The organism is Diaphorobacter sp. LI3, assembly GCF_022807955.1.
Taxonomy (GTDB): Bacteria; Pseudomonadota; Gammaproteobacteria; order Burkholderiales; family Burkholderiaceae_C; genus Diaphorobacter; species Diaphorobacter nitroreducens.
In genome coordinates this window covers 1,561,470-1,578,893 of record NZ_CP094346.1, presented here as the reverse complement: position 1 = coordinate 1,578,893, position 17,424 = coordinate 1,561,470, and the positions used below count along the sequence as shown (strand labels likewise).

Sequence of the window (17,424 nt, the reverse complement as noted above, 5' to 3'; positions counted from 1 at the left end):
GCCGCCCGGCTGGCATGCAGCGGGGCGGCTGGCGGGGGCTGTGCTGGGGCTGGTGGTGCTGGGCGATCAGGCCACCCGCTGGGGGAATGGCACCACGTTACCCGCCTTGCGGCCGTCCAGGTAGTCAGCCCACCACTGCATCAGCCGGGAGCGTTCATCCATGTAGGTGCTGCGGTGGTAGGCCGCCCGGATTTTGTTGCGCTCCATGTGGGCCAACTGGCGCTCGATCACATCAGGGTTCCAGCCGCATTCATTGGCCACCGTGGAGAACAGCGCCCGGAAGCCGTGTGCGGTGGCGGTGTACTTGTAGCCCATGCGGGCCATGGCCGAATTGAAGGTGTTTTCGCTCAGGGGCTTGCTGGGATAGGTAGGGCTTGGGAACACCAGCTCACGATGACCGCTCAGGGGCTGCATGGCCTCCAGCACCTCCAGGGCCTGGCGGGACAGCGGCACGCGGTGTTCGCTACGCATCTTCATGCGCTCGGCCGGGATCACCCACAGCCCCGCCGCCAAGTCGAATTCAGCCCAGCGGGCGCCGCGCACCTCGCCGGGGCGGGTGGCGGTCAGCATCACCATGCGCAGGGCCTGCACCGTGTGGGGCTCGCCCTCGTAGGCATCCAGCTTCGCCAGGAAGGCGGGCAGCTCGGCCGGGGCCAAGGCGGCGCGGTGCTGCACCTCGCGGGGCTTGAGGATTTCAGCGGGCACCAGATCAAGCATGGGGTTCGCCTCGATGCGCTCATGCGTGACGGCCCAGCGGTAGATGGCCTTCACCCGCTGCAACACGCGGCCGGCCTGGTCGCCCGCGCCCCGTGCCTCGATCTTCTTAACGGCGGCCATGACCTCGCCCGGCTTGATGCCGGCCATGGCACGGGCGCCCAGCGTGGGGAACACGTCGGCCTCCAGGGATGCGCGAATGCGGCCGGCAGTTTCGGCCTCCCAGCGACTGGCCTGGTGCTTCATCCAGTCGGCGGCCACGGCCTGCAAGGTGTTGGCCGATTCATGGGCGGCCTTGGCTTTTTCGGCCTTGCGCTGCTGGCCGGGATCGTCGCCCGCCTGTAGCACCTCACGGGCCGCCGCAGCCAGGGCGCGGGCATCCTTGAGGCCCACGGCCGGGTACACGCCGAAGGCCAGGCGTTTTTCCTTGCCGCCGTGCCGGTACTTCATGCGCCAGTACCGGCCGCCCGCCTTGGTCAGTTCCAGGTACAGCCCGCCGCCGTCGAAGTGCTTGCCGGGTTCAGTCAGGGTGCGCAGCTTGGCATCGGTCAGCTTCATGGGGGGGTATCCTCAACAGTTTGGGGGCACATTTGGGGGCACATTTCGCCCATGCGCAAACGCTATCAAGGATTCATGCGGGTTTCAAGGCTTACTTTGGATGCGGCCCCGAGCCGCACAGTTCCTAGAACGTGCGGCCTTTCTTTTTTCCTCCGAAACCCTCGATAGCGTCGTGCGCAAAGGTGCGGGGGACTGTGCAGCAATCCGGGGCCCTAAGGCGCCTGCTGGTCGGTATCGGGTACATCCACAAGAATTAAGTTTGCTTTTTTCATTTCGGCGAGTAATAATCCGCCAACGCGCTACCCACTGCTTGCTTCGATAGCGCCTGCCTGACAGCATCCTGGCTGATGCGCCTTGCGCCGCACTTCTTGCAAAGTGTCGGCCGTCACTCTCCAAAGCAGCAAGCTCATCGCAGACCTTAAACCTCTTACAGGGTCTGCCCCGCCTTTCCTGCGCCGACGCGCGGCAGGTCTTTTCCCCTCTTTTCTCTCCTGGATGGTCGCCTTCGCGATTACATCCTGTCTGTTTGCAATGCTTGAAAAACAAAACGCCGAGCGCGTGGGCAACTACGTTGTCACGCCGCTGACCAAAACCACCAATGTCGGTGTTACTGCTTCGGTTTCCATACGCCGGGGAATGTACGACCGCATCTTCCGCTTCCTCCCAAGCTTCCCCTGCGATGCACAAGCAGTCCAGTACGCCTTGGCGCAAGGGCGCCGCATGGTGCTACACAACCAATTGGGCTGATCCTGCTATTGACGGAGGTACCCGTGGCCAAAGAAGAGTTGATTGAAATGCAGGGCAAGGTCGATGAAGTTCTGCCTGACGCCCGTTACCGCGTCACGCTTGACAACGGGCATCAGCTCATCGCGTATACCGGGGGCAAGATGCGTAAGTTCCGCATCCGCATTCTGGCCGGTGACCTGGTGACCCTGGAGATGTCTCCGTACGACCTCAACAAGGGTCGAGTGACATTTCGGCATATCGAGAACCGCACGCGCACCACCCCTCCAGCGCGCCGGCGCCATTGATTTTGGTTCCCCCACTCATTTCCTCTGGGATGCGCTTACAAACCGTCCCTTCATTTCCCGAAAGAAAGACACTGACATGAACAACCGACTGTACGTGGGCAATTTGGCCTATTCCGTGCGTGATGAATCGCTGCACCAGCAGTTTTCCCAATTTGGTTCCGTCACCTCCGCCAAGGTGATGATGGAGCGCGATACAGGCCGGTCCAAGGGCTTCGGCTTTGTAGAAATGGGCAGCGATTCCGAGGCACAGGATGCCATTAACGGTCTGAACGGCCGTTCTGTCGATGGACGTGCACTGACGGTCAACGTCGCACGCCCCATGGAAGCTCGCCCAAGTTTTGGCGGTGGCGCAGACCGTGGTGGCTACCGCGGTGGCCGCTACTGATAGGGCCTTGCCGCGGCAATTGCCTCAGAGTGCCCCGGACCATCCGGGTGAGTGCGTGTTTTGGACGCTGACCACCTCCCACAGAGCCCTCCGCCGCGTCTTATGCCGTTGACGAGATGGTCGCCCCATCTCCTTCTTGGCCTCGAACACCCCGATGACGAAAGTCGTCGGGGTGTTCCGCTTTGTGGTGAGGGGATATCGTGGCTTCATGGACGTTCATCGGCATGAACCTCTCCCCTTCTCCACCTTAACGGTCGCTAGGGGGCGAACAGCGATGAGGATGCGGCAGGGGCGCCGCGCCAGCCTTGCGCAGCCAGCGCATCAGAGCCCCCAAAACAGGCAATTTTTCATACAGCTCTTCAGCCGGGTCCCAGTAATCGCGGTGCAGTGTCACGCGGCCTTGGGCATCAAAATGCACCAGGGTCGCGCCGTGGATGCATTGAGGCACCTGTGCCCGCCAGCGCTTCAGGCGGAAGTGGAACTCCCATTGCAAAAAGGCCCGGTCGTCCTGCACCAGCCGCTGGGTGACGATAAAGCGCGGCTGCTCCAGGCTTTCGAACATGTGGGCAAAGATGGCACGGATGGCGGGCACGCCGTGCACATCATTGAAGGGGTCCTTGAACCGTGCGTCAAGCACGTAGTAGTCCTCCAGTAGGGGCAACTGCGCTGGGGTTAGCTGCTCGTACAGCTGGACCAGCCGGGCGACGCAAGCGTGGGTGTCTATAGGTGGGTGCATACGTCACAGCCCGGTCATACGGTGGACCAGCGGAAAGTACCAGCGGTACGGCAGCACGCGCAGCAGCTTGAGCCACAGCGTGAAGCGGCGTGGAAAATGCAGTTCAAACGCGCCCCTCCCCCAGCCGCGCAACATGGCCTGGGCCGCCTGCTCCGGCGTGAGCAGCGCGGGCATGGTGAAGTCGTTCTGGCGCGTCAGGGGCGTATCGACAAAGCCGGGGTTCACCACGCTCACGCCCACGCCCTGCTGGCGCAGATCAAGGAACAGCGTCTCGGCCAGGTTGATGAGGGCCGCCTTGGTCGGTCCGTAGGCCAGGCTCTGCGGCAGACCGCGCCAGCCGGCTACGCTGGCGACCAGGCTCAGGTGGGGCGCACGGCCGGCCTGGGCCGAAGCCAACAGGCCTGGCACCACGGCGGCGAGCACATGCAGCGCGCCCGTCAGGTTGACCTGCTGGTGGCGCAGCAGCTCGGGCAGCGCCAGCGCGTCGGCTCGCATGGGGGTGTAGTGGCCGGCGCAGTAGCACACCAGGTCCAGTGGTGACTCGGTCTGCAGGCGCGCGGCAACGTCCAGGACCGCCTGGGCGTCGGTCACATCCAGCACCACTGCTTGGCTGCCAGGGTGTTCGTGCGCAAACGACGCCAGCAGCGCCTGCTGGCGTGCCGACACGATCACCTGCGCGCCCTGTGCGTGCAATTGCGCTGCGACGGCCCGGCCAATACCGCTGGAGGCGCCCACCAGCCACACGCGCTTGCCGCGCCAGTCAGTGATGGCAGGGTTCAAAGACACAGTGCGGCTCCTTATGTCTTGGTGAACGACAGCAGTACCTCGCCCAGGGTGACGCCGAACTTACTCATCGTGGCCCGATTGAGCATGACTCGGTCATCGACCAGGAACATCCAGTCGTCGAACTGCACTTCATACTCCTTGCCGTCCACCGGCAGGCGCAGCGTGTAGTTCCAGCGGAAAGCATTGCCCGCAGTCTGGCCCTGGGCCTCACCCACCACATCGTCAGCGGTCCCGGTGTAGCGCCCATCGGCATGCTTGGTCAGGCGCCAGATGCGGCGCTGGGTGCTGCCGTCCGAATAGGTGAAAGCCTCGTCCAGCACGCCTTGATGGCCCTCCCAGTGGCAGTCCATCACCACGGTGAAGCGGCGCACCACCTCGCCGCCTCGCTGCTGAAAAATTCCGTAGGCCAGGATGCGGCCGTTGAAGTAGCGGTCCAGCTCCAGCTGTGGACGCTCCTGGGCATAGTCGGTCACCTGGGGGCTGGCACAGCCGGTCAAAGCGGCAGTGCCCGCGAGCAGGGCCAGCAAGGCGTGGCGGCGGGTGTTCATGGGGAAACTCCTTGGTCATGCAACGGCGGGGAGGGGTGGATCAGCAGGCGGTACAGCAAACCTGCTGCCAGAAGCTTGAGGGCGCAAGGCAGCAGCGCGTAAGCCCAAGCGAGGCGCTGTAGCGCGTGGGCGTCCTGGATGCCGGGGCTGTAGCCGAGCCACTGCAGCAACGGCAGCGCCGCGCCTGCGGCCAGGGCCAGATTCAGTTTGGTGGCCAGGTTCCACCACCCCAGGTACGCCCCTTCGCTGCGCCCCTGAGCCCCCTGGCGTTCCACCAAGCGCGCCAGCAAAGCCCCGGGCAAGGCCAGATCCGCCCCCAAGGCGATACCGGACAACGCACAGATCCACGCAAAGGCCGCAATCTGCCCGCTGCCCAGGAGCGTCGTCCAGCCAAAACAGGCCACCGCCAGCAGCATGCCGCCCAGCCAGGCGCGCTCCAGCCCCCAGCGGCGCACCGCGCGCAGCCACCCTGGCATGGACAGCGCCCCGCTGACAAAGTACAGCACCAGAAACAAGGCAATCTGCGCCTGTGTGGCCTGCAGCCGGTCCTGGGCAAAAAACAGCATCAACGCCGCCGGAACTGCGCTGGCAATGCCGTTGCACAAAAACACCGCCAGCAGGCGACGAAAGGCCGGCTGGCGCAAGGGTTGCCAGACCGTGGCCCAGGCAAAAGCGGCAGATAAATCCCGCGGCGCAGGTGCTGCAGGGCGCGGCGCCCACCACAGGGCCAGCCACCCGGCCAGCAAGCTCAGCGCGAACACCACCAGCATGGGCCCGGCGCCCCAGGCCACCGACAACGCACTGGCCGTGACCACGCCGATCAGCCCCGGACCTTCGCGCCAGGCCACGACATGGCTGCGCTGCAGCGCGTCGCCGCCCAGACGCACGCCCCAGGCCTGGTGCGCAATCACCAACTGGCTGTGCGCCAGGCAGGTCACCAACAACCCTGCCACCATCCACGCCGCCAACGCCTGCGGTCCTTGCACCGCGGGAAAGAACAGCCCCGACAGCCCCAGCACCTGCGCCAAGGCCGAGCCCCCCGCCACCCACAGGACCGCACGCAACGGGCCTTGGTACAGGCGGTCGCTCAAGCGCCCCAGCAGGGGCTCGGCGGCTGCATCCAGCAGACGCACCAGCATCAGCAAAGCACCCACACTGGCCAACGGCAAAGCCAATTCCGTGGCGTAGTAATGCGGTAACACCACATACAGCGGCAAGGCCACAAAGGCCAGCGGCAGACCGAGCAGGCCATAGGCCGGCCCGGACCACCAATGGGCCAGCGGAACCGCACGCACGGGCGCAGCCCGGGGAGTCATGGGGCCGCTCCGCCAGGGGTGCGGGCCAGCAAGGCACTGCGCAGACCCGGCTCCGAGGTCTGCGGTGACAACCAGATGCCAAAGAACAGGCGCGCCAGCTCCGCATCGTCAATCGCGGCCAACTCCTGGCTGCCGCGCCACAGACGCATGCCTTGGCCCGGCTGGTACAGGCCGGTGAGCCGCTCGCCTGGCTGCACGTCGGGAATCACGGCCGCCAGGCGCTGCTGCCAGCGCTCGGCCTGTTCAGAAGGCACGCTGGCCTGGCGCTGCATTTCCTCTACCGAGCGCCGGGCAATGGCCGCACCGGTGAAGCCACGGTGGTAGGTCAACTCCAGCGCCAGCGGATGCGCACCAAAGCGGCTGGCGTCAAAACCAGGCGTGACCCACAGCCGTGCGTCGTAGATGCGCAAGCCCAAAAACCGCATCTGCCCTTCCCCCGCCAGGGTGGCCCCCATGAGGGATTGCCGCACCCAGGCCGGGACAGCGCCACCGTCCTGTCCGGCCGTGGGACCGGCCGAAGCCACCGCCAACGCCAAGGCCGCACCGCCTGCAAAAGCCCAGCGCTTCAAGGATGAAATTCGGCTCCAGGGCATATGGGTCAAGCGCTAGCCGCTATCGTTTTAATATGCAACAGAAGCTGCAACATCGCCCCGGAGCCGCAAGGCAGAGGGTGCAGCAGTCACCATGGGGGAAGTGCGGCGCACCACCGACACCGGTGCACCACCGCCTGCGTCCTGCGCCAAGCGGAACACACTGACGGCCTCGGCCAGTTGCGCAGCCTGCTGCTTCAGGGTTTGTGCAGCCGCGGCGCTTTGCTCCACCATGGCCGCGTTTTGCTGGGTGGCCTGGTCGAGATGGGTCACGGCATTGCCCACCTGTGCGATACCGTCGGTCTGCTCGGCAGTGGCGGTGCTGATTTCCGCAATCAGGCCCGCCACGCGCTGGGCCTGTTCCACGATGTCGGTCATGGTGGCTCCTGCGTCGCCCACCAGGCGGGCGCCCTCCTCCACCTTGGCCACACTGCCGTCGATCAGTCCTTTGATCTCCTTGGCAGCGTCGGCGCTGCGCTGCGCCAGCGCCCGCACTTCGCCGGCCACCACGGCAAAGCCGCGGCCCTGCTCACCGGCGCGCGCAGCCTCCACGGCGGCGTTGAGCGCCAGAATGTTGGTCTGGAACGCAATCGAATCGATCACGCCGATGATGTCGGCCATCTTGTGGCTGCTGGCCGTGATCTCCTCCATGGTGCTGACCACTTGGGCCACCACCGCACCGCCCTTGTGGGCCGCCTGGCTGGCGGAGGCCGCGACCTGGGTGGCCTGGCGGGCCGAGTCGGCGTTGTTCCTCACCGAAGCGGTCATCTGCTCCATGGACGCAGCGGCCTGCTGCAGGTTCGCGGCCTGCTCTTCGGTGCGCTGCAGCAGCCCGGCGTTGCCGCCGGCAATCTCTTCGGAACCCACGGTGACGGCATTCGACGCCTGGCGCACCTGGCCTACCACGCGCGCCAGACTGGCCTGCATCGCCCCCAGCGATGCCAGCACACTCCCCGGCTGCGCCTGGGCAGCGCCCGTCACCGGCCGCAGGTTGCCCTGCGCCACGAGGCTGGCCACGTCGGCCAGCGCTGCGGGTTCGGCCCCGAGCTGACGCACGATGCTGCGCGCCACGCTCCAGGCCACCGCCACGCTGAGCACCAACGCCAGCAGCAGCGCCGAGAACATCACGCCGAGGAAGCTGCCCGCCTCGTCCATGGCGCCCTGGTTGGTCGCCTGGATGCGCGCTTCCTTGAAGTCTATGAGCTTGTTGATGGTTGCCAGCCACTGCACGTATTGCGGCTTGGCCTGCGTCCACAGGGTTTGCACCGCAGCGGCGTCGCCCGCCTGCACCTGGGCAATGATGGCCTGAGTGGTGGCCACGGCCTTGGATTCAGCGCTGCGAATATCGGCATACAGCTGCCCCAGTTCAGGGGCCGCGCCTTTGCGGGTGATGAGCTTTTCCAGCGGCGCAGCCGACTGGGCGTAAAAGTCCGCCAGCGCAGCGATGGTGGCGATCTCCCGGTCGCGCTCGGCGGGGGACGGACTCAGCACCACGTCGCGCACGGCGATGGAGCGATCATGGGCCGAGCCACGGAAGTTGATGGCGTAGCGCTGCACCTGCACGTGGATGTCGTTGTTGGTTCGCAGCGCCTGGTCAATGCGGTTCACCTTCACCAGGGCGATACCCGTCAGCACCACCAAAAGGACCAGGATCAATCCGAACCCCGCGTACAAGCGGGCGGCGACCGTCATTCGAGATAAGAACATGATGATTTTCTTGTTGAAAAAAAAGGGGGGGCCGCACGGGGCCATGAAAGGCGGGGGTCGTTGCCCGTGAGGGGCGCTTCAGTCCTTCACCAGCGTGTACTGCACGACGTCGATGCTGCGTGCATCGAATGCGGCCTCGCAGTACGCCAGATAGAACTCCCAGGTGCGCTGGAAAGACGCATCAAATCCCTGGGCCTGTACCTGGGCTCGCTGCTGGACGAAGCGTTGGTGCCAGCGGCGCAGGGTTTCCGCGTAGTCGCGGCCGAAGGCAAACTCCTCCACCACCCGCAGGCCCGCGCCCTGCGCGGCGGCGCGAAAACGCGATGGGCTGGGAAGACACCCCCCTGGGAAGATGTACTGCTGGATGAAGTCGGTGCCCCGCACATAGCGGTCGAACAGCGCGTCGTCGATCACGATGCTTTGCACGCAGGCGCGCCCGCCCGACTTGAGCAGGCGCGCCATGGCACCAAAGTAACTAGGCCAATAAGCCTGCCCCACGGCCTCGACCATTTCGATGGAACAGATGGCATCGAACGGGCCATCCTGGATATCACGGTAGTCCTGCAGCCGTAAATCCACCTGGGCGGCCAGGCCCGCGGCCTGCATGCGCGCCTGGCCCCAGGCCAGTTGCTCGGTGGACAGCGTCACTCCTGTCACCTGCGCCCGGAACTCGCCAGCGGCCATCTCTGCCAGGGCACCCCAGCCACAACCGATTTCCAGCACCCGGTGGCCGGGCTGCACGCCCGCGCTGTGCAGAGCGCGGCGTACTTTGGCGTGCTGCGCCTGGGTGAGGTCTCCCCCCAGGTTGCCCTCAAACCATGCACTGGAGTAGTTCATGCTCGGGTCCAGCCACAGCGTGTAGAAAGCGTTGCCCAGGTCGTAGTGCGCGTGGATGTTGCGCCGGCTCCCGGCACGGGTGTTGCGATTGAGCAGGTGACGCAGACGGTACGCAAGCCGCCCCCACCAGCCGCCATAGACCAGAGACTCCAGCGCATCGCGGTTGTCCATCAGCAGCCGCAACAAGTCGGCCAGGTGGGACGTACTCCAATCCTGGGCGATGTAGCTCTCCGCCAGGCCAATATCCCCCGAGCGCAGGACGGCTCCAAACACCTTCCAGTTGTGCAGGCGCATGCTGGCATGCGGGTGTTGGCCGCTACCCAATTGCACGACGTTGCCGTCGGGTAGCTCCAGATGGAGCGTGCCACGCTGCAGGCGCTGCAACAGTCGCAGTCCATGGCGTGCCGCGGCAGACATGTCAGGCAAGGGGAGCGCGGACGGCGAGACAGTGGTGGTGTTCATGGTCAGGTGCTCGGCGAGGAAGATCGGGTCACGGGCCGTGCAGGCGGCGTGGGTTTGGAATGCAAGGGCGCACGCTTGATCCACAGCAGCAGGGCATGCCAGTAGATGCGCGCAGTGACGCCCCATGTCAGAAACGGGTAGTGCCACAGCGCCCGGCGGCGGCTGCTGGCGTCCAAGGGTTGCAGGCGCCCTGCCACGCCGGTGAGCACCAGCGGGCCCTGGGCATCGTCAAAGTCGATGCGCACGCGCGTGGACTCAAGCCCCTGTGTGCCACTGCGCTTGAATTCAAAGCGGTAGCCGCCTTCCACCGGGCAAAACGGCGACACATGGAAAACCTTGCGCGCGCGTAATTCCTCGCCGTACCTTGGTGCGTCGAGCAGGTAGGCATGGCGCTCGCCGAAGGTGTTGTTCACTTCGGCCACGATGGCACGCAGGCTGCCGTCACGGCGGTGGCAGTACCAGAAACTCACCGGCTTGAAGCTGTAGCCCAGGATGCGCGGATAGCAGTGCAGCCAGATCTCACCCTGCGCATCGGTAATGCCTTCGCCGCGTAGCAGCTCTTCCAGCCAGGCCAATGCCCCCCCGGCTTGCGGGCTGCGGCCATCACCGTGGTCGGCATCGCGAAACGCCAGAGCACCCGGCCGGTTCAGCGCCAACACGCCCGCGGCCTGCGGCTGCGCGCGCAGCGTGCGCATGGGCAGCAGCAGAAAGAAGGTCGGGACGATGAAACGGTGACGGCGCGGGCGCAGCCGGGTGTGCCACACATGACCGAAGCCGATGTGCGGCCGGTTGCCAGTGACCGCGGTGACTGGAGGGCTCATGCGGCCTCCCGCTGACGCAACTGCTCCAGCAGCAGATCGGCGGCGCGGTAGCCCGACTGCAGGCCGTCTTCATGAAAGCCATACCCCGTCCAAGCACCGCAGTACCACGTGCGCTGCACGCCCTGCAATTGCGGCACCTGGTCCTGGGCGGCAATGGCGGCCAGATCGAACACGGGGTGGTCGTAGTCGAATTCGGCCAACACCTTCTCCGCCGCAATCGAACGCGTCGGATTGAGAGAGACCAGCACGGGGTCTGCAAAAGGCAAAGGCTGTAAGCGATTGAGCCAGTAATGCAGGCACACGCGCGCCGATTCACGTTCCCTGCTGGCCGCGCGCTCGTAATTCCAGGCGGCCCAGGCGCTGCGCCGCTGCGGCATCACATGCGCGTCGGTATGCAGCACCGCGCGATTGGGCTGGTAGTGGATGGCACCCAGCACCTGGGTTTCCTGCTGTGTCGGCTGCGCCAGCAGGCGCAGGGCCTGGTCGCTGTGCACCGCCAGCACCACGGCGTCGAAGCGCTCGGTTTGCCCCCCTGCATGCACCTGCACGCCAGCGGCATCGCGCACGATGCGCTGCACGGGCATGGCCAGTCGCGCATCAAGCCCCCGCAGCAGTTGGTGCACGTACTGGCCGTGCGCCACCCGCCACCGTGAACCACTGCGGGCGGTTGCTCACCTGAATCAGCCCGTGGTTGTGGCAGAAACGGATCATGGTGGCCACGGGAAAGCGCAGCATCTGATCGGTGGGGCAACTCCAGATGCAGCCCAGCATGGGCAGGAAATACCAGTCGCGGAACGCTGTGCCAAAGCCATGCCGCGTCAGAAACTCGCTCAGGGGCTGGGCCAGCGCGGCCTCTTCGCCCGACTCCGCCAGGGTGGTGCACAGCTGATTGAAACGCAGCAGCTCGCGCAGCATGCCCCAGAAACGCGGACGCAGCAGGTTGCGGCGCTGGGCAAACACGGTTGCCAGGTTGGCACCGCTCCACTCCAGCGTCCCGGTGCCCAGTGCGCCGGCGCCAGGCACCTGCACCGAGAACGACATGTCCGAGCGCGCGGTGGGTATCTGCAGCTCGTCAAACAAGGCAATCAGCCCAGGATAGGTCCGTTCGTTGAAGACCAGAAAGCCGGTGTCGACGCCATGCGTTACCAATTCCCCGGCCGCGTCCGGCAAGCACACGTCCACCGTGTGGGTGTGGCCGCCGAAGTAACGCCCCGCCTCGAAAAGCGTGACACGCGCCTGCGCCCTCAGGCGGTGGGCTGCGGCCAAACCTGAAATTCCCGAACCAATGATGGCGATTTTCATGATCACTCCAACCCTCGGCGAAATACCAGAGGTAGCGCTGTGCGCAGACAATGGGCGTAATGTAGTGGACAAAACAAATTTTGTCCTAGACAATTTCACCAATCACCACAGTTTGTCCATGACTTTCAATACCCTCCTGAGGCCTGTACGCCGCATAAAGGTTGGCGCATGAGCACGCCAGACCATCCCGAGAGCGCAGGTTTGCCCATCGCGGCCGTGGAGCGCGAAACCGGCGTGGCCAAGGACACCTTGCGCGTATGGGAAAAACGCTATGGCTTCCCGCAACCCTTGCGCGACGGGGCAGGGGACCGCCTGTATCCGAGCGAGCAGGTGCAACGGCTGAAACTGATTCGCCGCCTGCTCGACACAGGGGTCAGGCCCGGCAAGGTGGTGGGCTTGGACAGTGCAGAACTTCTGTCCTTGCTGAACCAGAGACCTTCATCCCCCAGTTCATCTTTGTCCAAGACAAATCTTCAGGCGTTCTCCTCACCTGCGACCCTGGCTCCGCTTCTTGAGGCCATCGGAGCACACGATCCGCAAGCCCTGCGGCACGCCCTGAGTCACGCGCAACTGCGCATGGGGCTCGCTCCGTTCGTCACCGAACTGGTGGCTCCCCTGACCACGGCCGTGGGCGAAGCCTGGGTGCAAGGGCGCTTCGAGGTCTTCGAGGAACACCTCTTCACCGAGGTCATCACCGGGGTTCTGCGCAACGCCATTGCTTCCCTGGCGCCGCTGCCCATACCGCAAGGTCCCAAGGTCCTGCTCACCACGCTGCCCCAGGAATTGCACAGCTTGGGGTTGCTCATGGTTGAAGCACTGCTGGCATTGGAAGGCTGTACCTGTGTTTCGTTGGGTACGCAGACACCCGTGGGCGACGTGGCCCAAGCCGCCGTGGCCCATCGGGCGGATGTGGTGGCTTTGAGCTTTAGCAATGTGCATAACGGGACAGTCGTTCACGCCAGCCTGCGAGAGTTGCGGGCCCAGTTGTCTCCCACCACCGCGTTGTGGGTCGGCGGCTCGTGCACGGCTCTGTACCAAAAGCCTCTGGAAGGGATCACTCCCGTCCAGCACCTGACGGGGCTTCAACCCTTGGTGGCGCAATGGCGCCACACACACTGATCCAGCACTTGGTCAAGGACATCACATGTACCTGCTCCCAGCTTTTCTGTTTTCTGTGCGGCGCGCACTCATCCCGTCCTGCCGCGCAGGCCTGTGGGCGCTGTGGATGGCGGGCGTCGCCGTAATGGCCGGCTGTGCAAACACCAGCCCCCCGCCGGGCGTAGAAGCGGTCACGCCATTCGATCTACAGCGCTATCAGGGGCGCTGGTATGAGCTGGCCCGGCTCGACCACTCATTCGAGCGCGGCATGACGGATGTGTCCGCCACCTACACCCCCCAGGCGGACGGCAGCGTGCGCGTGGTCAACCGCGGCTTTGCCGCCGCATCGGGCCAATGGCGCGAAGCCGTTGGCAAGGCGCTGTTCACGGGTGCCCCCACCACCGGATCGCTCAAGGTGTCCTTCTTCGGCCCGTTCTACGGCGGCTACCACGTCGCGGCGCTTGACCCTGACTACCGCTGGGCGCTGGTGTTGGGGCCTGATACCAGCTACTGCTGGATTCTGGCGCGCGACAAACAACTGGACGCTGCGCAGCGCGATGCCATCGTGGCTCGCGCCCAGGCGCTGGGGGTGGATACGCACGCTCTGATCTGGGTCACGCACAAGCGCCAGGATCCTGCGCACCCGCCCCATTGACTGCATGTACCAGCGAGCAGCGGGAAAAAGAAGCCTACGTGGGATCGAGAGCGCGCTCAGTGGCGTGCGGCTTTCTTTGACCCACGGTCGTAGCCGGTCAGTCGTGCGGCAATGCACATCGTCTACTGCGCCGAGGGCGCGCCCCCGGCAGGTGCGCCCATGCCTTCGCGACCCGGGGTGGTAGGCGTGTCGCCGCGCTGGGGCGCTGAGGGCTGGGGGGCATCCACCGACGGCCCGGCCATTCCGGCGGACCCTTGGGTGGCTGCGGGAGCCCCTTCGCCAGGCGCACTCAGGCGATCCTTTGGAGCGCGCAAGTTGAATACGACAACGGCTATCAGCGCGATCAGGGCGGTGACAAGGGCGATGCGAATGGCGCGCTTGTCGTCGCGCTGGCTCGGTGGGGTGGTGCCCGGGGATGGTGCAGCGCACGGACGGTTGGGGGTGCGGTTCATGATGAAGCTCCTGTTTTAATGAAGCACCACGTTAGGAACACAGGGGCACGGCCACTGTCAGACGAATGCCCCGTTCGAACGCCCCGTTCAACAGCGCAAAAAGACCATCGGCCTCTCCCGGCGCTACCACGGCGCCCACAGGAACAGCAGCATCACCGCCACGGCGATGAGCAGCAGTGTCACAGTCCTGGAGGTGGCCACGCGGTTGCGGCCTGAAGAATGGGGTACTTCGCCTGAGGCGGGTTTGGTAGGTGGCATGTCACGCTCCGGTAGTTGCGGTCCACCATAAGCGCCTGGGGGGGCCTGCCTTGTAAGACAGCCACCCGCGCAAGTGCGCGTACTGCCCGTACGTACCGCCATTCAGCCCAGGCGCGGAGGCGTGTCAGCGGGCTCCGGGGGTGGTGCGGGCACATCCGGCTCCACGGGGGGATCGGCCGGTTGGCGGTGAGCGAGAGCGGTGCGGTGAATCATGTCAGCCATCTCCGGGTCGGTGGCATACCGCGCCAGAGGCAGCGGCAGGACGATGTGCCTGCCGCCCGCGCCTCGGCAATCGAGTACGCGGGGCCCCGTGAGGACTGGCCAGCACGGGACGCTGCCAAAGGGCAAAGCTTACGGGTGTTAGCCACATGCCGCCGGGCGGCGATAAGAGGACGCCACCCTTGCCATGCATGCGGCCACAGCGTTCGGCCCAGACCTGGCGCCAGGGCTCCCGCAATGGGAGCCGAGAAGCCCGGCCCGCGCCGCCTGGGCATGGCAGCGAAGCTGCGATGCGCACCCGTCGGGTGTTTGCCGCGGTGGCCGTAAGGTACCTTCGCCCGCACGGGACGCCGTGTAGGACGGAGGCGAATCCGCCCCGCAGCGGTGATCCGGCTCAGTTGTTTTGGCGCTTGATGAGCTGCAGGCCCAGGTCGGTGATGTGAAACTCGCCCCCGGGCGTCTTGCCGATATAGGCCCAATCCAGCAGGCGCCCGGACAGGTGGTGCTTGAGCGCGTCGGGCACGCTGATGGCCTGGCCCATTTCGAGCTGCTTCAGCGTGGCGATCTCATCCACGGTAGGTTCAAACGTGGGTGCGTGGTACAGGGGCTGGGCGGTAGCCATGGCAAGTCCTCCTGGTGCAATGGTGCGGCAACCGTTACGTTGCACCGGAGGGTGCTTCGCCGGGCGACCGCTGCACACCAGGGTATTGCGGATGGCCGTTGCGCGCAACCGGCGGAGCCCCCGACCTCCCGCAAAGAGGCGGCATCACCCCAGCGCCAGCGCGGGGCGGTGGGTATCAGGGATGATCATGGTTTTTGCGCCTGCGCGCCGCCCTGCCCGCCTTCAATGCTCTACGCCCTAACCGCCCTCTTCATCCTCCAGTTGCTGGGAGAACTTCTGGTCCAACTCCTGGGCCTGCCCCTGCCTGGCGCTCTCGCAGGCATGTTGCTGCTGCTGGCGGCGCTGCTGGCATACGGGCGCGTCCCGCAGGCGCTGGAGAGCACCGCGGGCAGCCTGCTGCAGAACATGATGCTGCTGTTCATCCCGGCGATCGCCGGGGTCATGCTGCACTTTGACCGCATCGCGCGCGAATGGCTGCCATTCCTCGTGGCCGGCATCGTGGGGGCGGCCATCACGCTGGTGGTAACGGCATGGACGCTGCGCTGGCTGCTGCGCGACAGCGCCGACGCACGCCCGCGCGAGCAGGAGCAGGCCCAGTGAGCGCGTCTCTCCCTGGGCTGGCCGCATGGCTCATGGCGTCGCCACTGCCCTGGCTGGCGCTGACGCTGGCGGCCTACACGTTGACGCTGGCGCTGTATCGGCGCAGCGGCGCACACCCGCTGCTGATCCCACCACTGACAGCGACGGCACTCGTCGTGGCGGTGCTGCTGCTCACGGGCACGCCCTACGCCACCTACCGCGAGGGCACGCAACTGTTGAGCTTTCTCATCGGCCCCGCCACGGTGGCGTTGGCCGTGCCGCTGTTCGCGCAGCGCGAGCGCATTCGCCAGCTCTGGCGCCCGATCAGCGTGGCGCTGCTCGTGGGCTGCACGGTGGCGATCGTCTCCGCCCTGCTGCTGGCCTGGGCTCTGGGCGCATCGTATGAGACGCTGATGGCGCTCGCACCCAAATCCGCCACCATGCCGATCGCGCTGCCCGTGGCGGAGCGCATCGGCGGCGCGCCATCGCTGGCAGCGGTGGCCGTGGCCATCACGGGCATTGCGGGGGCGGTGCTGGCGGGGCCGCTGCTGCGCCTGCTGCGCGTGCACGACCCGGCCGTGCGCGGCTTTGCCATCGGCCTCACGGCCCATGCCATCGGCACGGCGCGCGAACTGCAGGTGCATCCCACGGCCGGTGCCTTCGCCGCGCTGGCGATGGGCCTGAACGGTGTGGCCACTGCCGTGCTGGTGCCGGTATGCGTCGCGTTGATGGGTGGACGCTGATCGACAGATGCTGAAGAGCGGCTACGCCAGCGGCCCGGCCACCGCCATGTCCTGCAGCCAGCCAGCGAACGCGGCCAGCACCGGCGGCTGGGGCTGCGCGGGGCTCACGAGGTAGTAACCCCGCTCGCCACGCAACGGACGCGGGCAGGCCACCACCAGCTCGCCCCGGGCGATCTCGGCCTCGATCAGCATGGGCGGCATCAGCGCAATCCCCAGGCCGTGGGCCGCCGCGGCGGCCGTCATGGAGAACAGTTCATAGCGCGGCCCTTCCAGCGCGCGCGGCGCATCCGGCACTCCCATGGCATCGAACCACTGTCGCCAGCCATAGGGCCGGGTGCTTTGCTGCAGTAGCGGCAGCCGCGCCAGCGCCGGTGGCGGCAGGCCCTGGTGTGCACGGCCCGTGCCGCGCGGCATGCCCAGTTGCTGCGCCGCCGTCTCCAGCAGGCGCGGGCTGCACACGGGCACCACGTCCTCCTGCATCAGCAGCTGCGCCTGCACGCCGGGCCAGTTGGCGACCTGCTCGGGCGTGCCCGCGTACAGCGCCGCGTCGAAAGCCGTATCGGTGAACAGGAAGGGCCGGGTCTGCGTCTCGATGTGCACCACGATCTCGGGGTGGCGCGCGGCCAGCAGAGGCAGGCGCGGGATCAGCCAGCGCGTGGCAAAGGTGGCCACGGCCGCGAGCGAAATGGCGCCGCCATGCCCCTGGTGGGCCATGACGTCGAGCGTGTCGCGCTCCAGCCCCTGCAGCCAGCGCGCCACCTGTTGCCCGTAATGCCGCCCTGCGGGGGTGAGCACCACCCCGTGGCGCGTGCGGCGAAAGAGTTGCACGCCGAGTTGCTCCTCCAGCGCCAGGATTTGGCGCGACACCGCGCTTTGCGTCAGCGCCAGCTCCTGCGCGGCGCGGGTATAGCTCTCGTGGCGCGCAGCGGCTTCAAAGCAGGCCAGCGCCTGGGTGGATGGCAGGTGTCGTCGCATCGCAGCATCTTAGCCAGATATTCTTAAATC

Annotated in this window: 19 protein-coding genes and 1 pseudogene; 7 read left to right on the top strand and 13 right to left on the bottom strand. The window is 66.1% G+C overall.

What is annotated here, in order from left to right:
* Positions 1 to 66: 66 nt before the first annotated feature.
* Positions 67 to 1,272, bottom strand: coding sequence for a tyrosine-type recombinase/integrase (locus tag MRB47_RS07295; RefSeq protein WP_252102336.1), 1,206 nt, complete (start codon positions 1,270 to 1,272; stop codon positions 67 to 69).
* Positions 1,273 to 1,803: 531 nt separating this feature from the next.
* Between MRB47_RS07295 and MRB47_RS07290 the strand changes: the two genes are divergently transcribed.
* The 3 genes from MRB47_RS07290 to MRB47_RS07280 all read left to right on the top strand — a co-directional run bounded on the left by MRB47_RS07290 (position 1,804) and on the right by MRB47_RS07280 (position 2,688).
* A complete protein-coding gene (locus MRB47_RS07290; protein WP_041839047.1) occupies positions 1,804 to 2,019 on the top strand; it encodes a hypothetical protein in 216 nt (71 codons plus the stop codon).
* Between the two features lie 23 nt (positions 2,020 to 2,042).
* Positions 2,043 to 2,303, top strand: coding sequence for a translation initiation factor IF-1 (gene infA / locus MRB47_RS07285; RefSeq protein ID WP_011806104.1), 261 nt, complete (start codon positions 2,043 to 2,045; stop codon positions 2,301 to 2,303).
* Positions 2,304 to 2,379: 76 nt separating this feature from the next.
* Entirely contained in the window at positions 2,380 to 2,688 is a 309-nt protein-coding gene (locus MRB47_RS07280; RefSeq protein ID WP_011806105.1) for an RNA recognition motif domain-containing protein, read from the top strand.
* 247 nt (positions 2,689 to 2,935) lie between these two features.
* Here the strand turns inward: MRB47_RS07280 and MRB47_RS07275 are convergent, their stop codons facing one another.
* From MRB47_RS07275 to MRB47_RS07235, 9 genes and pseudogenes are all read right to left on the bottom strand, one after another.
* On the bottom strand, positions 2,936 to 3,424 hold the full coding sequence (locus MRB47_RS07275; RefSeq protein ID WP_252102335.1) for a nuclear transport factor 2 family protein: 489 nt from the start codon (positions 3,422 to 3,424) through the stop codon (positions 2,936 to 2,938).
* Between the two features lie 3 nt (positions 3,425 to 3,427).
* Positions 3,428 to 4,210: an SDR family NAD(P)-dependent oxidoreductase gene (locus tag MRB47_RS07270; protein WP_252102334.1), complete on the bottom strand. Its 783-nt coding sequence runs from the start codon at positions 4,208 to 4,210 to the stop codon at positions 3,428 to 3,430.
* Positions 4,211 to 4,221: 11 nt separating this feature from the next.
* Positions 4,222 to 4,758, bottom strand: coding sequence for a DUF3833 domain-containing protein (locus MRB47_RS07265; protein WP_252102333.1), 537 nt, complete (start codon positions 4,756 to 4,758; stop codon positions 4,222 to 4,224).
* A complete protein-coding gene (locus tag MRB47_RS07260; RefSeq protein WP_252102332.1) occupies positions 4,755 to 6,074 on the bottom strand; it encodes an MFS transporter in 1,320 nt (439 codons plus the stop codon). The genes MRB47_RS07265 and MRB47_RS07260 overlap by 4 nt, the downstream gene beginning before the upstream one ends.
* Complete coding sequence (locus MRB47_RS07255; protein WP_252102331.1) at positions 6,071 to 6,667, bottom strand: chalcone isomerase family protein; 597 nt, start codon at positions 6,665 to 6,667, stop codon at positions 6,071 to 6,073. The genes MRB47_RS07260 and MRB47_RS07255 overlap by 4 nt, the downstream gene beginning before the upstream one ends.
* Positions 6,668 to 6,694: 27 nt before the next feature.
* Positions 6,695 to 8,371, bottom strand: coding sequence for a methyl-accepting chemotaxis protein (locus MRB47_RS07250; RefSeq protein ID WP_252102330.1), 1,677 nt, complete (start codon positions 8,369 to 8,371; stop codon positions 6,695 to 6,697).
* A 78-nt stretch (positions 8,372 to 8,449) separates the two neighbouring features.
* Positions 8,450 to 9,670 carry an SAM-dependent methyltransferase gene (locus MRB47_RS07245; protein ID WP_252102329.1) on the bottom strand — a complete coding sequence of 407 codons (1,221 nt, stop codon included), beginning with the start codon at positions 9,668 to 9,670 and terminating at the stop codon, positions 8,450 to 8,452.
* Positions 9,671 to 9,672: 2 nt separating this feature from the next.
* Entirely contained in the window at positions 9,673 to 10,491 is an 819-nt protein-coding gene (locus tag MRB47_RS07240) for a DUF1365 domain-containing protein (RefSeq protein ID WP_252102328.1), read from the bottom strand.
* Positions 10,488 to 11,793: pseudogene (locus MRB47_RS07235) on the bottom strand (NAD(P)/FAD-dependent oxidoreductase). Before MRB47_RS07235 ends, MRB47_RS07240 begins: the two are co-directional and overlap by 4 nt.
* Before the next feature lie 168 nt (positions 11,794 to 11,961).
* On the opposite strand from MRB47_RS07235, the gene MRB47_RS07230 reads away from it, so the two are divergent.
* Together MRB47_RS07230 and MRB47_RS07225 are read left to right on the top strand one after the other, a co-directional pair.
* Positions 11,962 to 12,912, top strand: a complete 951-nt coding sequence (locus MRB47_RS07230) for a MerR family transcriptional regulator (RefSeq protein ID WP_252102327.1) — start codon at positions 11,962 to 11,964, stop codon at positions 12,910 to 12,912.
* Between the two features lie 25 nt (positions 12,913 to 12,937).
* Positions 12,938 to 13,546 carry a lipocalin family protein gene (locus MRB47_RS07225; RefSeq protein ID WP_411275736.1) on the top strand — a complete coding sequence of 203 codons (609 nt, stop codon included), beginning with the start codon at positions 12,938 to 12,940 and terminating at the stop codon, positions 13,544 to 13,546.
* Between the two features lie 575 nt (positions 13,547 to 14,121).
* Here the strand turns inward: MRB47_RS07225 and MRB47_RS19965 are convergent.
* A complete protein-coding gene (locus MRB47_RS19965) occupies positions 14,122 to 14,256 on the bottom strand; it encodes a hypothetical protein (protein WP_255580449.1) in 135 nt (44 codons plus the stop codon).
* Between the two features lie 613 nt (positions 14,257 to 14,869).
* Positions 14,870 to 15,097, bottom strand: coding sequence for a hypothetical protein (locus tag MRB47_RS07220; protein WP_252102326.1), 228 nt, complete (start codon positions 15,095 to 15,097; stop codon positions 14,870 to 14,872).
* 225 nt (positions 15,098 to 15,322) lie between these two features.
* On the opposite strand from MRB47_RS07220, the gene MRB47_RS07215 reads away from it, so the two are divergent.
* Both MRB47_RS07215 and MRB47_RS07210 read left to right on the top strand, forming a co-directional pair.
* Positions 15,323 to 15,697: a CidA/LrgA family protein gene (locus MRB47_RS07215; protein ID WP_015913797.1), complete on the top strand. Its 375-nt coding sequence runs from the start codon at positions 15,323 to 15,325 to the stop codon at positions 15,695 to 15,697.
* 32 nt (positions 15,698 to 15,729) lie between these two features.
* A complete protein-coding gene (locus MRB47_RS07210; RefSeq protein WP_370633114.1) occupies positions 15,730 to 16,419 on the top strand; it encodes an LrgB family protein in 690 nt (229 codons plus the stop codon).
* Between the two features lie 21 nt (positions 16,420 to 16,440).
* On the opposite strand, the gene MRB47_RS07205 is transcribed toward MRB47_RS07210, so the two are convergent.
* A complete protein-coding gene (locus MRB47_RS07205) occupies positions 16,441 to 17,394 on the bottom strand; it encodes a LysR substrate-binding domain-containing protein (RefSeq protein ID WP_011806121.1) in 954 nt (317 codons plus the stop codon).
* Positions 17,395 to 17,424 lie beyond the last annotated feature (30 nt).

Coding starts and splice junctions, on each gene's coding strand:
- MRB47_RS07295 (WP_252102336.1), bottom strand. CDS start 1,272: ATGAAGCTGACCGATGCCAAGCTGCGCACCCTGACTGAACCCGGCAAG.
- MRB47_RS07290 (WP_041839047.1), top strand. CDS start 1,804: ATGCTTGAAAAACAAAACGCCGAGCGCGTGGGCAACTACGTTGTCACG.
- MRB47_RS07280 (WP_011806105.1), top strand. CDS start 2,380: ATGAACAACCGACTGTACGTGGGCAATTTGGCCTATTCCGTGCGTGAT.
- MRB47_RS07275 (WP_252102335.1), bottom strand. CDS start 3,424: ATGCACCCACCTATAGACACCCACGCTTGCGTCGCCCGGCTGGTCCAG.
- MRB47_RS07265 (WP_252102333.1), bottom strand. CDS start 4,758: ATGAACACCCGCCGCCACGCCTTGCTGGCCCTGCTCGCGGGCACTGCC.
- MRB47_RS07260 (WP_252102332.1), bottom strand. CDS start 6,074: ATGACTCCCCGGGCTGCGCCCGTGCGTGCGGTTCCGCTGGCCCATTGG.
- MRB47_RS07255 (WP_252102331.1), bottom strand. CDS start 6,667: ATGCCCTGGAGCCGAATTTCATCCTTGAAGCGCTGGGCTTTTGCAGGC.
- MRB47_RS07250 (WP_252102330.1), bottom strand. CDS start 8,371: ATGTTCTTATCTCGAATGACGGTCGCCGCCCGCTTGTACGCGGGGTTC.
- MRB47_RS07245 (WP_252102329.1), bottom strand. CDS start 9,670: ATGAACACCACCACTGTCTCGCCGTCCGCGCTCCCCTTGCCTGACATG.
- MRB47_RS07240 (WP_252102328.1), bottom strand. CDS start 10,491: ATGAGCCCTCCAGTCACCGCGGTCACTGGCAACCGGCCGCACATCGGC.
- MRB47_RS07230 (WP_252102327.1), top strand. CDS start 11,962: ATGAGCACGCCAGACCATCCCGAGAGCGCAGGTTTGCCCATCGCGGCC.
- MRB47_RS07225 (WP_411275736.1), top strand. CDS start 12,938: ATGTACCTGCTCCCAGCTTTTCTGTTTTCTGTGCGGCGCGCACTCATC.
- MRB47_RS19965 (WP_255580449.1), bottom strand. CDS start 14,256: ATGCCACCTACCAAACCCGCCTCAGGCGAAGTACCCCATTCTTCAGGC.
- MRB47_RS07220 (WP_252102326.1), bottom strand. CDS start 15,097: ATGGCTACCGCCCAGCCCCTGTACCACGCACCCACGTTTGAACCTACC.
- MRB47_RS07215 (WP_015913797.1), top strand. CDS start 15,323: ATGCTCTACGCCCTAACCGCCCTCTTCATCCTCCAGTTGCTGGGAGAA.
- MRB47_RS07210 (WP_370633114.1), top strand. CDS start 15,730: ATGGCGTCGCCACTGCCCTGGCTGGCGCTGACGCTGGCGGCCTACACG.
- MRB47_RS07205 (WP_011806121.1), bottom strand. CDS start 17,394: ATGCGACGACACCTGCCATCCACCCAGGCGCTGGCCTGCTTTGAAGCC.